This window comes from Alphaproteobacteria bacterium (assembly GCA_040905865.1).
GTDB lineage: Bacteria > Pseudomonadota > Alphaproteobacteria > UBA8366.
The window spans coordinates 1-13,216 of the sequence record JBBDQU010000026.1 but is presented as its reverse complement, the minus strand read 5'-3'; the positions used below and the strand labels follow the sequence as shown (position 1 = coordinate 13,216).

General features: G+C 63.8%; 12 protein-coding genes. 5 read left to right on the top strand and 7 right to left on the bottom strand.

Going from position 1 to position 13,216, the window contains the following annotated elements:
• The 3 genes from WD767_05605 to WD767_05595 form a co-directional block, all read right to left on the bottom strand.
• A complete protein-coding gene (locus WD767_05605; protein MEX2615551.1) occupies positions 1-951 on the bottom strand; it encodes a 2-hydroxyacid dehydrogenase in 951 nt (316 codons plus the stop codon).
• A 154-nt stretch (positions 952-1,105) separates the two neighbouring features.
• Positions 1,106-1,672 carry an OsmC family protein gene (locus WD767_05600; protein MEX2615550.1) on the bottom strand — a complete coding sequence of 189 codons (567 nt, stop codon included), beginning with the start codon at positions 1,670-1,672 and terminating at the stop codon, positions 1,106-1,108.
• Between the two features lie 44 nt (positions 1,673-1,716).
• Positions 1,717-2,631, bottom strand: a complete 915-nt coding sequence (locus tag WD767_05595; GenBank protein MEX2615549.1) for a hypothetical protein — start codon at positions 2,629-2,631, stop codon at positions 1,717-1,719.
• A 253-nt stretch (positions 2,632-2,884) separates the two neighbouring features.
• Between WD767_05595 and WD767_05590 the strand changes: the two genes are divergently transcribed.
• The 3 genes from WD767_05590 (at position 2,885) to WD767_05580 (ending at position 6,920) form a co-directional block, all read left to right on the top strand.
• On the top strand, positions 2,885-3,007 hold the full coding sequence (locus WD767_05590) for a hypothetical protein (GenBank protein ID MEX2615548.1): 123 nt from the start codon (positions 2,885-2,887) through the stop codon (positions 3,005-3,007).
• A gap of 276 nt (positions 3,008-3,283) precedes the next feature.
• Positions 3,284-6,373 carry an AAA family ATPase gene (locus tag WD767_05585; protein ID MEX2615547.1) on the top strand — a complete coding sequence of 1,030 codons (3,090 nt, stop codon included), beginning with the start codon at positions 3,284-3,286 and terminating at the stop codon, positions 6,371-6,373.
• 1 nt (position 6,374) lies between these two features.
• Entirely contained in the window at positions 6,375-6,920 is a 546-nt protein-coding gene (locus WD767_05580) for a DUF4242 domain-containing protein (protein MEX2615546.1), read from the top strand.
• Between the two features lie 6 nt (positions 6,921-6,926).
• Here the strand turns inward: WD767_05580 and WD767_05575 are convergent, their stop codons facing one another.
• Both WD767_05575 and WD767_05570 read right to left on the bottom strand, forming a co-directional pair.
• Positions 6,927-7,796 carry a TauD/TfdA family dioxygenase gene (locus WD767_05575; GenBank protein ID MEX2615545.1) on the bottom strand — a complete coding sequence of 290 codons (870 nt, stop codon included), beginning with the start codon at positions 7,794-7,796 and terminating at the stop codon, positions 6,927-6,929.
• 30 nt (positions 7,797-7,826) lie between these two features.
• Positions 7,827-8,624, bottom strand: coding sequence for an enoyl-CoA hydratase-related protein (locus WD767_05570; protein MEX2615544.1), 798 nt, complete (start codon positions 8,622-8,624; stop codon positions 7,827-7,829).
• A gap of 219 nt (positions 8,625-8,843) precedes the next feature.
• Here WD767_05570 and WD767_05565 point away from each other — a divergent pair, with 219 nt between their 5' ends.
• The gene (locus tag WD767_05565) at positions 8,844-9,215 is read left to right on the top strand and encodes a cytochrome c family protein (GenBank protein MEX2615543.1); all 372 of its coding nucleotides are present in this window, start codon (positions 8,844-8,846) and stop codon (positions 9,213-9,215) included.
• Positions 9,216-9,226: 11 nt separating this feature from the next.
• Here the strand turns inward: WD767_05565 and WD767_05560 are convergent, their stop codons facing one another.
• Together WD767_05560 and WD767_05555 are read right to left on the bottom strand one after the other, a co-directional pair.
• Entirely contained in the window at positions 9,227-10,576 is a 1,350-nt protein-coding gene (locus tag WD767_05560) for an MmgE/PrpD family protein (GenBank protein ID MEX2615542.1), read from the bottom strand.
• Positions 10,573-11,799 carry a CaiB/BaiF CoA-transferase family protein gene (locus tag WD767_05555; protein ID MEX2615541.1) on the bottom strand — a complete coding sequence of 409 codons (1,227 nt, stop codon included), beginning with the start codon at positions 11,797-11,799 and terminating at the stop codon, positions 10,573-10,575. Before WD767_05555 ends, WD767_05560 begins: the two co-directional genes overlap by 4 nt.
• 159 nt (positions 11,800-11,958) lie before the next feature.
• On the opposite strand from WD767_05555, the gene WD767_05550 reads away from it, so the two are divergent.
• Positions 11,959-13,164 (top strand): mandelate racemase/muconate lactonizing enzyme family protein, encoded by a 1,206-nt coding sequence (locus tag WD767_05550; GenBank protein MEX2615540.1) that lies wholly within the window; start codon positions 11,959-11,961, stop codon positions 13,162-13,164.
• Positions 13,165-13,216 lie beyond the last annotated feature (52 nt).

Below are 13,216 nucleotides of genomic sequence, written 5' to 3'. Positions count from 1 at the left end.
TCAGCCGGCCAGTTCCGGCACCGGCGTCACCGGCGCTTCGCCGGTCAGCACGTTTTTCAGGTTGTTCTTGAACAGGTCGATCATGATCGTCCGGGTTTCCGGCGCGCGGCCGGCGATATGGGGGGAGAAGACGATATTCTTCGCCGTGCGCAGTTCGAACGGGATATCCGGTTCGGTTTCGAACACGTCCAACCCGGCGCCGGCGATGGCGCCGCTGTTTAACGCTTCGATCAGGGCGTCGGTGTCGATCACGCTGCCGCGCCCCATGCTGATCAGGTAGCCGGTCGGTCCCAGCGCCATCAGCACTTCGGCATTCACGGTATGGAATGTCGAATCCCCGCCCGGTGCGATGACGATCAGGTAGTCGGAAACCTTTGCCAGATCCATCAGCGAGTCTTCGTAGGCGTAGTCGACATCGTTGCGTTTTTTGCGGTTGTGGTAATGCACCGGCATGTCGAAGCCCCGGGCGCGCTTCGCGACATGCAACCCGATCCGGCCCATGGCGTAGATGCCCAGCGTCTTGCTGTTGATCATCGGGCGCGAGGTGTTGACCGTCTTCCACCCGCCGGATTTTACCAGCGCATCGAAATGCGGAATGTCGCGGATGATCGCGAAAAGCAGCGCCATGGTGTGGTCGGCGACTGCGGTATCGTTGGTGCCCGGCCCGTGCGTGACCATGATGCCGCGCTGGCGGCAGAGGTCGAGGTCGACCCCTTCGTAGCCGGCCCCGAGGCAGCAGATGACCTTCAGCCCGGTCATCGCGGCCATTTCCTCCGGGGAAACGCCGAGGCTGCCATTGGTCAGCACCGCATCCACCGTGCCCCCGCTCTGCGTCAGGAAGGCGGCGCGCGGTGCGTCTTCGATATGCTGCTGGACGTGGTAAATTTCGGAAAGGTCTGCGAGTTCATTGTCCCGTACGGGGACCTTGATCAGGAGTGTCGATTTGGCCATCGCTTCGGCTCCGGTCTGGTGGGGGAGAGGGGGTAAATTTCGGCTGGAACTGCGAAAACGTTGCCAGAATGCAGGAGCGCGCGCAACAATGGTCGCGGCAGGGCAGGCACGCCTGGCATGCAATCGCATCCCGGGGTGCCTGCCGCCATGACGGTCAACCGACGACGAGTTCGCAGTCGACGGCGACCGGTCGGGTGATGTTGAAGTAGTTGGGCGAGGTCTTCTTCACCGTTTCATGGATTTCGGCAAACTGTTCCGGCGTGCCATCGCCCTTTATCCGCACCACCGTGCTGATTTTTTCGTAGCCGGCGGCGACATTCTCATCGAGACCGAGGAAACCGCGCAGGTCGAGCGATCCGGTCGTTTCGATCTGGACACTGTCCAGCCGGATACCGCGCAGCGCCGCGCCCGCGACGTAGCCGACCATGATGCAGGCGTTGAAGGCCGCCATCAGCAGTTCCTGCGGGTTCGGGGCGGAATTCGCGCCGAGAAATTCCAGCGGCTCGTCCGCGACGATCGTGAAGGGGCGGGGGATGTAATTGCCGCCAAGCGTCAGGCCTTCGATCTGGTGCCTGCTTTTCGTCCGGCCCTGCCAGTCGGAGTTTACATTGAACCATACGATCCCGTTAGCGGGGTCGTCGCTGACCTGCTGGACGATTTCGCCCAGCGCGTCCAGGTCCAGCCCGTTGACGATGTTTTTTTCGAGTGTGGTTGTGTTCATGATTCGATTCCTTTTCGTTTTCGTTGGGAGGAGGGGAAGGGCGGTCAGCAGAAAGCCGGCGCGACTTCGGTTTCAAGGCGGCGCCGGGCGGGGGGATCGAGCCGTTCCACCGTGGCCAGGAAGTTGGGATGGGTCATGCCGCTGCCGATGAAGGTCCAGCGCAGGGCGCGTTGCTGCGCGGCCAGCAGGCGGTCCCGTTCCGCAGTGTCGAAATGCCGTCCGGTCGCCCGTGTCAGCGCATCGACATCGAATTCCGCCTGCTGCTTCAGGCCGTCGTCGATCATGCCGCCGATCGCGAGATAGGCGTCGATCCCTTCCGCAATTTCGGCTGCGCTGTGGACTTCGGCCAGGGATTCGACCATCAGCGTATCCAGCCGGGCGTGCTGCGCTTCCTCCATCCAATGGTGCCGCAGCAGGCTGCTGAACAGCGGGTCGATATCCCGATCTTCCCGGACGCTGCCGGTATAGTGGCGCTGGGTCATCCACTCGATATGCAGGATGATCAGTGAGACGCCGAGCGGGTGGTGCGACAGCACGGCGCGGGCGATTTCTTCCGGCGGCCCGATGACCTCGCATTCCGAGCCGAAACCGCTGGTGAATTCTTCCCGGAAGCGTTTGAACAGGTGGATATGCTTTGCTTCTTCCGCGGCGAACTGCAACAGGGCGCGGGCGCGGAAATCGTCGCCATGCAATTGCGGGCGCGCGTGGTCCAGAACGAAGGGCAGGATGAATTCCTCGACCATGCCGAAGGTATAGAGGTAGCCATGTGCCCGGATGTGGTTGAGGCACCGCTGCTCGTCCGGTCCAAGGAAATCGAGCTTTTGGACGCCAGCCAGGGCTTCCGGAAGGAATGGTCTGTCGAAATCCAGCCGCTTTTCGCCGCCGATGATATCTTCGATCTCCCAGGCGATCTTCCGGGAGGCCTTGAGGGCCGCTTCGTAACTGTACGGGGCGTGCATTTTCTGTCTCCTTGTCGCTGTGCCGGCCGGTGTGGCCGTGTTGAAAGGAACGTACCGGGATGCCGTTGTGGCGAACGTGGTAGGAAGCGTTGGATTTGGCTGCGCGGCACGGGGCGACCGTGGAATTCTTCCGGCTTGCTGATTTCGTTCCGTTGAAAAAAAACCGCCACGCAATGTGACGTGGCGGCAATTCCGGACAGCGGCAGCTCCGGTTTCACGGTTCGGTACGCAGGACCAACGGGATCATTGACCGGTGCAGGCCTATATCCCGCAGGGTCCGGTCGTCGATGGCGGCGAACTGGGCCGCGCGCCGGGGCGCCGTGAGACGGTGCTGTATGGCCCGATGCAGGCGGCATGTCCTGTCGAAGAGGCCTGAGGCGACGAGCCGAAAGTGACTGCCGACCGATACCGGAAAATCATTATTCACGAAATTTGTTGAATACTGTAACGACATGGCAATACTCCTGCGCTGGTTTTTGATGTCCCTGCCTGGTTGTGACGGTTATGCTGATTTGCCGTTTGAGTCGCCGTGGTAGACAACGCTGTATTTTCTGCGGGATTGAAAAAGCGGCAGTGGGTTTGCTTTGATGGCCCGCCATCCGGCGTTTCGGGAATGCGCCGTTTTCTCCGTTCCGCTATGGGAAACATGGCCGTGCTGGAACTGAAGCTACTGGGTGAGTTCAGGATTCTTCGCGATGGAGTGGCGACACCATTACCCCCGTCGCGAAAGACACGGGCCCTGTTAGCCTATCTGGCAGCGTCCGGGGGGAAGCATCGCCGTGATCGCCTTTCAGCGTTACTGTGGGAATTGCCGGACGATCCGAGGGGCTCGCTGCGCTGGAGCCTGAGCAAGATCCGTTCGCTGGTCGACGACGACGAAACGAGGCGTATCCGCGCCGACCGCGAAACGGTGGCGCTGGATGCGGCCGGTATGACGATTGACCTGCTATCGGTTCGTGAACTGGTTTCCGGCGCCGGGCTGGCGGAAACGGAGACGGACAGGCTCGTTGCGGCGGCGGCGCTCTTCCACGGGGATTTCCTCGAAGGGCTCGATATGCCGAACCTGCATGAATTCCACGAATGGTGCTTGGCGGAACGGGAAAATACCCGCGACCTGCATGCGCGGATTCTGCGGGCGCTGCTGTGCCGCTTCGCCGATGATCCGGACCGGGCAATTTCCTACGCGAGGCTGCTGGTCCGGATCGATTCCTTCGATACCGAAGCGCGCGCCAGCCTGGTCCGCCTTCTTGATGGCGCGGGGCGGCGCAAAGAGGCGAAGGAACAGTACGAAGCCGGGCTCCGCGCCCTGCAGGAACTGGGCCCCCGGGCCGGGGATCCGCTGACCGTAGCCTGGCGCGCGATATTGACGGAACGCGACCAGCCGGATTCGGAGGTTCCGACCGGCGGCGCCGGCAATTCGGAACCGGCGCGGGTTGAAATGCCGCCCGCCGCATCCGGCGGTATCGTCGGTCGAGATGCAGAAGCCCGCAAACAGCTAACAGTGCTGGCGCAGGTCCGGGAGACGCGGCAGGCGCGTGTGCTTCTGATCACGGGGGAGCCGGGTATCGGCAAGACCCGGCTGGCGGAAGAACTGGTCGGATCGGTTCGCCGGTCCGGCGGGACGGTTCTTGACGGGGTCTGTTACGAGGTTGAGGCGGCCCGGGCGTTCGGCCCCTGGATCGATGCCCTGCGGCAAGTGCATGCTTCCGTACTGGGACCGGACCTTTCGGCGGACCTGGCCCCGTTGCTGCCGGAACTGTCCCGCGGCATCGTGGCGGAATCCAGCCGCGAACGGATGTTCGGGGCGGTTGCCGAACTCGTCGCCGCGCGTGCCCATAGCGCGGCGCCGGTCCTGCTGTTCATCGACGATGTCCACTGGATCGACGAGGCATCGGCGGAATTACTGCATTACGTGATCCGGATGAACCGGCATCGGCCGCTGCTCGTCGCGCTGACCGGCCGCGAGGGTGAATTGCCGGATAACCTTCCGATGCTGCGGGTTCTGCGCGTGTTGCGGCGCACCGGAATTCTGGAGGATATCCTGTTGCGCCCGCTGGATGCGGTGGGGACCGCGGCGCTGGCCGGTACGGTTGCATCCGATGTGGATGCGGCGGCCGTCTTCGCGGAAAGCGCGGGAAACCCGCTCTACGTGATCGAACTGGCCCGCGCCCTGAACCAGGGGCAGGGCACGCTGCCGCACAGTCTGGCGGAACTGGTGCGCGATCGGATCGAGCGGCTGCCGCAGGCTGCGAGAGACGCTGCGCGCTGGGCTTCGATACTGGGGCGGAGCTTTGCCGTGCCGCATCTGGAGGCATTGGCCGGGCTGTCGACGGATGCCCTCGTCGATTCGCTGGAAACACTGGCGCGGCATTCCATTCTAAAACTGACCGGTGCGCCGGGCCAGCCGCCGGCAACCTGCCGGTTTATGCACGAACTTCTGCGCCGCGCCGTCTATTACGATATTTCGGAGCCGCGCCGCCGGATGATGCATGCGCGCACGGCGAAAATGCTGACCGGTGGCGAGGTGGTTGGAGAGGACGTTGCGCCGGAAGTCGTTCGCCATGCTGCGCTGGCGGGGGATGAAGGGCTGGCGGCGAGCGCCTGTCTGGCTGCGGGCACACGATGCCTGCGCATCTTTGCCAATACGGAAGCCGAGATCCTGGCGCGGCGCGGATTACGTCATGCCGCCGCCCTGTCCGAACCGGAACGGACCATGCGGCAGATCGAACTGACCCGCGTCCTGATCGGGGCGCGGCGACCGGATGATCTGGATGCGGCGGCACGGGATATGAACGTCATGGCGGAACGGGCGCTTGACCTTGGCGCCCTGCCGCAGGCGAGGCTGGGATTCCAGGTCATGTCCTATCTGCACTGGGAGGGCGGTTTTTCGACCGATGCGCATCGCGCCAGCATGCATGCGGAAATGATCAGCCGTTCGGTCGGGGATGACGGCGAGGCACGGATTGAAGCGCTTGCGGAAGCCGCAAAGTGCCTCGTGATTCTGGAGCGCGACCTGGGTCAGGCGGAGGCGCTGGTGCTTGAGGCGGCTGCACTGTCGACGCGGTCCGGAACGGAAATCAGTGGGGTGCCGGGCGCCCAGGGCATGCTGTGTCTGCATCGGGGCGAACTCGACAAGGCCGAGCGGCTGCTGGACCAGGCGCGCTTGCTGGCGCGTCGCGACGGCAACCGCGCCGCCGAGTTTCATGCCCTTGAACAGCTGGCGATGATCGAAATCCAGCGCGGTTCCTACAAGGCGGCGCGTCGCCGGGCCTCCGACCTTGTCCTGCTTGCGGAAAAACTGCGTCAGGGCAGCGAGCGTCCGTGCGCGCAGGCGCTATCGGCGCTGATCGATTACGCTGCGGGGCCGGCCCGGGACGAAAGCGGCATCATTGCCGCGCTGGAAGCATTGCGCGTTGCGGATAACAAGCAGCGCCACGCCTATATCCTGAATCGTTCGGCCCAGGTCGATCTGGCGCGCGGCGATGCGTCACGGGCAATGTCCCGCGCCGATACGGCGCTGGACATTGCCACGATGCTTGACCGGTCAAGCGAAGTGGCGCTGGCGCGCGCCATTATCGGCGACGCCGCGGCGCAATTGGGAGACAGGGCGCTTTGGGCGCAGCAGGTCGAGGCTCTGCGGGAGTTACCCAAGGACATGCTGTCGCGGGAATCCGTCGAACGCATCCGTGTCATGGCGCGCGAACCGCGAGACGGCGGCCGGCTTTCTGCCGCGGGAGAATGAAATGGAACATGTGATCAGCGAGCGTGTATTCGATACGCCGATGACCGTGCAGCGTTACGGGCAACTTGGCGACGAAGGCAAGTCCTGTCTGGATTTGTACGGGGTAACCTATCGGGGCAGTTACCTTGGTCTGGATGGCTCCCGTGCCATCTGCGTCTTTCTGGCGCCCGATGCGGAGGCGGTGCGCAATGTCGGACGGGAGGTGCCGATAGTACCGGCGACTGTCTGGACCGGACATTATTTTCACCCGCCTGAAACGGCGGATATCGCGCCGCCGGGCCGTCAGACCGTTGTCGTGGAGCGGAGCTTTACGGAACCGGCGACGATCGAAGATCTCCAGGCGCGGGAGGATGCCAGTTCCTGGTGTCTCGACATGCACGATGTCAGGTTTCTGAAAACCTATGTTGCGTTGGATCGGCGACGGATGATCTGCTTCTACACGGCGCCCGACGCCGAAGCGGTTCGGAAGGTGCATGAAACCACCGGTCTGCCCTATGACCGCGCCTGGGCGGCAAACACGCTGGGCTGGCCGTCGCCGGCGGCATAAGGCCGGCTACTCCTCCGGTGTCGGCCCCGCGCCGCGCACCCGTGTCTGCCGCATGTAGCGGCGGTACTTATCCGCGTCATAGCCGCTGCCGCGATGCAGCAGGCAGCGATTGTCCCAGATCACCAGGTCGCCCGGCTGCCAGCGATGGGCATAGGCGTGTTCGGGCCGTGTCGCCCGTTCCAACAGGTCGTCGATCAGGGCGCGGCTTTCCGCGTCGGGCCAGCCCTGAATGGCCTTGGCGTGGGCGCCGACATAGTAGTTCTTCGCGCCGGTATTGGGGTTCCTGCGGACCAGTTTCTGCGGGATCGGCGGCAAAGATTTCGCCAGCGAAGGCGACACCGCGTCCGGCGCCACCTTGGAGCGCGAGAAGACATAGTCGTGGATCACGGTCAGCGGGTCGATCTCCGCCTTCTTTGCCTCGGGCAGCCGGTTATAGGCGGCGCGGGCGCTCACATATTCGGTGATGCCGCCCTCTGCGGGCACTTCATAGGCACACATGATCGACACGAAGGCGGGCACCTGCCGGAACGAGGAATCCGTGTGCCACATATTGTTGCCGGTCAGGAAGATGGTCTTGCGGTCGGCGTTGCCCAGCTTCGTGCCGTCCGCCTGCACATTGCCGATGGTGCCGAAATAATTGACCCTGCCGTCCTCGCCCAGCGCGACGTGGTTTTCCTCCGGTTCGCCAAGGGTTTTGGTGAAGGCCAGTTGGCGGTCGTCGTCGAAAGGCTGGTCCGGGAAGTGCAGGAATGAATGGTCGTCGATGGCGGCGCGGATTTCCGCCAGCGCCTCCTCGGGCAGCGGCGCGCGCAGGTCGATCCCGGTGATCCGCGCGCCGAAATCCGCGTGCAGTTTCTCGATTTTGAGATTGGTCATGATCGATTCTCCACCTGTTCGTGTTCTGCCCTACCGTCCCTTGAAGTCGGCATCGCGTTTTTCCAGGAAGGCGGTCATACCTTCCGTCCGGTCCTCGGTTGTGAACAGGCTGGCGGTCAGGTGCCGCTCGAACTCCAGCGCCGGCTCCAGGTCCATCTGCATGCCCTTGTTCACGGCAGTCTTCGCGTACCATACACTCAGCGGCGCGCGCGCCGCGTAAGCGCCGATCCGGGCGAGGGCGGTTTCCATGACCGCTTCGGGTTCCACCACGCGGCTGACAAGGCCGATGCGCATCGCGGTGTCGGCGTCAATGAAATCGGCGCTGAACAGCATGTCCTTGGCCCGTTCCATGCCGACCGTGCGGGGCAGGCGTTGCGTACCGCCGCCGCCGGCAACGGAGCCGATTTTCGAGCTGGTGACGCCGAACTTCGCCCCTGTTCCCGCGACGCGGATATCGCAGGCCAGCGCAACTTCCAGCCCGCCGGTCAGGCAATAGCCGTTGATCGCCGCGACCACCGGTTTGCGGGAGCGTTCGATAGAGCGATTGCAGTATTCGAAGGATTCCAGCATCGTATGGGTCGCGGGCAGGTTCTGTGCTTCCAGCGCGTCGCCCAGATCGGCGCCGGTCGAAAAATACCTGTCCGCACCGGCCAGCACGATGCCGCGGACATTCCAGTCCACGTCCAGTTCACGCACCTTGTCGCCGATGGCGCGCAGCAATGCGTTGTTCAGCGCGTTGTATTTCTCCGGCCGGTTCATGGTCAGGATCGCGGCCGGGCCGCGGATCTCGGTTAAAAGCACGGTCTTGCCATCTGAATCCAGTTCCATGATCGTTGTCTCGCAGTGTTTGAGGGATTGCACCCCATGCCGGCGCCAGGATGACTTGCCGTTTCCCGAACGGGTTCAGCGCCAAGATGTCGGGCAGCGCCAGCCCACGCCGGTTTTTTGTCCCGAGAGCCGGGTTGAACCATGCACCGGTCGCGGCGATATAGGCTAGGGGCTTTTGGAAAGTGGGCGCAAGTATTTATGTTGAATTATAAAATCGGAATGGCGGCGCTAGCTTTCGTCGCGCTTTGCGCCGGCCAGACCGCGGCGCAGGAAGGCGACTGGCGCGAAGGGCGCCAGGTTTTCCAGAAATGCAAGGCGTGCCACAGTTTTACCGAAGGGCAGCACCAGTTTGGTCCCTCCCTGTACGGCATCTTCGGACGGGAGGCGGGCACCGTGCCCGATTACGCCTATTCCGCCGAGATGCGGGCGAAACTGGTCGGGGGGCTGGTCTGGACCGAGGAAACAATGGATGAATTCCTGACAAAACCCGGCGCCTTCATCCCGAAGACGAAGATGAATTTCCCCGGCCTGCCGGACGCCCAGGACCGCGCCAATGTCATCGCCTTTGTCAAACGCCGCGCGGCGAAATAGCCAGATGCGCTCTACGCCGAAGCCATCAATTCCGCGATAGAATCCATCGACTCGCCGTCGCCGAAATTGCGCAGCATATCGTAAAGTTCCCCGGCCCGGTCGCCGAGCACCGGTTCGACCAGCGGCATGAATTTTGCCCGCATGTCGTCCCAGGTCATCGGGTTGTCCGGATTGCCGCGCGCCAGCGCCGTTTCCGCGTCCAGCACCTCGCCATCGGCGAAGGTCATTCGCATGTTCGCCGAGGTCAGAACCCGGCCCGGCGCGGGCGACAGCGTCACCAGCCGCAATGTCTCGCGCAGTGTTTCGTCCGACACCCGGGTCGCGGTGAAATCCGCCGCTGAAACCGGATAACCATGCAGGCCCAGCGCCGCGCAATAGGCGGTGCTGAACTTGCCCTCCAGCCCGGTCTGCGGATCGGGCTTGCCGGCCAGCTGGATACAGGCCGGATGGACCTCGATCTCGATCCCGGCGATGGCCCGGCCCTTCGCCGCCTCGGACAGGCTGCGCGCCGCATCGATCACCGGATGGGTCAGCAGGCAGGAGGCATAGGGTTTCAGCGTATTGCGGGTGATTTCCAGCGGACCGTCGAAATCGATCATTTTGATCTTCGCCGATCCGTCCTGGACCGCCGCGGCGCCGATGCCGCCCTCGGACTCCAGCAGCGACTGCTTGGCGACGAAACCCTGCGCCGCCAGTTCCGCCGACAGCACGCCGTTCATCGCCGCCTTGCCCGCGTGGAAGGGTTTGGACATGGTGCCGAAACTTTCCGCCAGCCCGGCGGCCTGCGTCGCCGCCGCGCCCAGGGCGTTGCGGATGCCGTCCTCGTCCAGCCCCATCAGCACCGCCGCCGTTGCCGTCGCCGCCAGGCAGCCGAAAATGCCGGTGGAGTGGAAGCCGTGTTCATTGGCGATGCCGCCGAAGTCATAGCCCAGTTTCGCGCCGACCTCGAACCCGGTGATGAAGGCGTTGAGTACGTCCCGGTCGTTGGCGCCCAGGTGCTGGCCGACCGCCAGGGCAGCGGCCCAGGTCGGATTGCCCAGGTGGGCGACCGCGCCGACATGGGTGTCGTCGTAGTCGAGGCAGTGGCCGTAGGTTGCGTTGATCAGCGCGGCGATGGCGGGGGCGGCCGTCGCGCCGCCCAGGATCCGCGCCCTGCCGGTGGATTGCCAGGCGTCGGCGACGCGGCGCACGGTTTCGCCGGCATCCTCCTTCAGCCCGCAGGCGCCGATGGCGACGCTGATCGTATCGACCAGCGCCATGCGCGCCGCCTCGATCACGTCCGGGGGGTCGTTCCGCCCCGGGGATGCGGCGATGAACCGTGCCGCGATGTCTGCGTTGGGTATCTGTGCTGCCGTTGTCATGTTACCGCTCCTGATTGCCGCAATAACTGTTGTTCCGCCTCGGAATAACCCAGTTCCTTCAGCACGCTGTCGCCATCCGCGCCCAGTGCCGGGGCCTCCCGGTAAGGGGCGGCGGCGAGCCCGCTGCGCGTCAGCGGATTGACGAGATGGGGAATGCGCCCCTCTGTCGGATGAGCACTATAGGCGATCAGCCCGCGATCCTCCACAGGCGCGGATCGCACGGCCTCGTCGGGTGTATTGATCGCGCAGATCGGAATCTGTTCGGCTTCCATCTTGGCCAGCAGCGAATCCCGCGTATGCGCGCCGATATAGCCGGCAATGGCGTCGCGATAGATCGTTTCGCGGTCGCCATGGGTGGTGTGGCGGTCCGCCGGCGATTCGTCCGGATCGACCAGTTCCGGGCGCTCGATGAAATCGCAGAACTGTTTCCACGCCTTGGCTTCCAGCAGGGACACCGCTACCGGCCTGCCGTCGCCCGCAAGATAGGTGCTGTAGCGCGGGTTGCCGCCCCAGCTCTGCATCCCCGGCTCGCCGTCCTTGCCGGCCAGGCGCCCCATCGCGCCGGAGAGGACGATATTGCACATGTAGAAAAGGCAGTCGAACATCGACAGGTCGATATAGGCGCCTTCGCCGGTCCTGTCCCGGCGCATCAGGGCGGCCAGGATCGCCGTCGGCGCCACCGCGCCCGCCGCGTAATCCGCCGCCTGGAACCCCGGTACGGGGGGATGCGGGTCGCGGTCCAGCGTCATGCCCATCAGCCCGGTCATCGACTGGATGACAAGGTCGTGTCCCGGCACGGTCGCCATCACCCCGTCCTGTCCGTAGCCGGTGATCGAGCAGTAGACGGTCTTTTCGTTCAAAGCCCGGGCGCGTTCGTAATGCACGTCCAGGTTCCGGGGCACGCCGGTGCGGAAGGATTCCACCACCACATCGGCCCCGGCGATGAGTTTATGCGCCACGGCGCGCCCGTCGGGCCTGGTCAGGTCCAGCGCGATGGAGCGCTTGCCCGCGTTGACGCTGTTGAAATAGATACTGCCGGTTTCATAGTTCGGGGGGTTGTGTCGGCTGTAATCGCCGATGCCCGGCTGTTCCACCTTGATTACATCGGCGCCCAGGTCGGCCAGCAACTGCGTGGCCCAGGGGCCCGGCAGCAGGCGGCTGAAATCGATAATCCGGATACCGGAAAGGGCCAGGGTCTGGCTGGACGCGGGTGCATTGTTCATGGAGGTTCCTTTGACGTGCGTATTGTTTAAGCCGCCAATTGCTACGGCATCCGGCGGCGCAGGTAAATACGCCGCCTTATGGTTGCGGTGCTCCTCGACACGCCGGGCGCCGCCGGCGAATATGCGGGCAAGGGTTACAGCCATCGGGGAGGATGAGTCATGAAAATCGCCAGGGTAGAAACACGGCATTGCGATGCGGGCTGGCGGAACTATCACTTCGTCAAGGTGACGACCGAAAGCGGCATCGTCGGCTGGAGCGAATTCGATGAGGGCTTCGGCTCGCCCGGCGTGTCGCAGGTGGTCGAGGCGATGGGATCGAAGATCGTCGGCCAGTCGGCGGATGACCATGAGAGGCTGTATGCGCTGATGTATGCGCTGACCCGGCCGGCGGCGGGCGGCGTGGTCGCGGAAGGGCTGGGCGCGATCGAGAACGCGCTGCTCGACGCCAAGGCCAAGGGCATGGGCGTGCCCTGCTACCAGCTGCTGGGCGGCAGGATGCGCGACCGCATCCGCGTCTACTGGTCCCATTGCGGCACCTGGCGCATCAACCATCCGAAATACTACCCGCCGCAAATCACCGATCTGGATGGGGTGAAGGCGATGGGGGCGGAAGTGCGCGAGAAGGGCTTCACCGCCCTGAAAACCAATATTTTCATGCATGACCAGGACAGGCCGGGTGGCTGGCGGCCCGGTTTCGCCTCGCCCTTTTATCCGGAACTGAATGTGGACCGGAAAGTGCTGCGCAACCTGCGCACCCATCTGGAGGCCTTCCGCGACGGGGCGGGGCCGGACATCGACATCCTGCTCGACCTGAACTTCAACGCGAAGACCGAAGGCTATGTGAATATCCTGCGCGAGATCGCCGACCTGGACATGTTCTGGATCGAGATCGACAGCTACAACGCCGACGCGCTGGCCTATATCCGCCAGCAGAGCAATCACCCGATCAGTTCCTGCGAGACGCTGTTGGGGCTACGCGACTTCCTGCCCTATTTCAGGGCGCAATCGATGGATGTCGCCATCGTCGATGCGGTCTGGAACGGGGTCTGGCAGTCGATGAAGATCGCCAACGCGGCCGAGGCGTATGAGATCAACGTCGCGCCGCATAATTTCTACGGCCATCTGTGCTCAATGATGAACGTCCATTTCGCCGCTGCCGTACCGAACCTGCGAATCATGGAAATCGATATTGACCGGATACCCTGGGATGATGAGTTGTTCAGCCACAGCCCCGAATTCGAGGACGGCCATATCGTCGTGCCCGACCGTCCCGGCTGGGGGTGCGATCCCATCGAGGAAGCGCTCGAGGCGCATCCGCCGACCGCCGTCACCGGCAATGCCGACTGGGCGATGCGGAAGAATTAGCAGGCTGCGGAAAAACGCAATATTGCGGCCCCTTTCCGCTTGGGACCAGGCT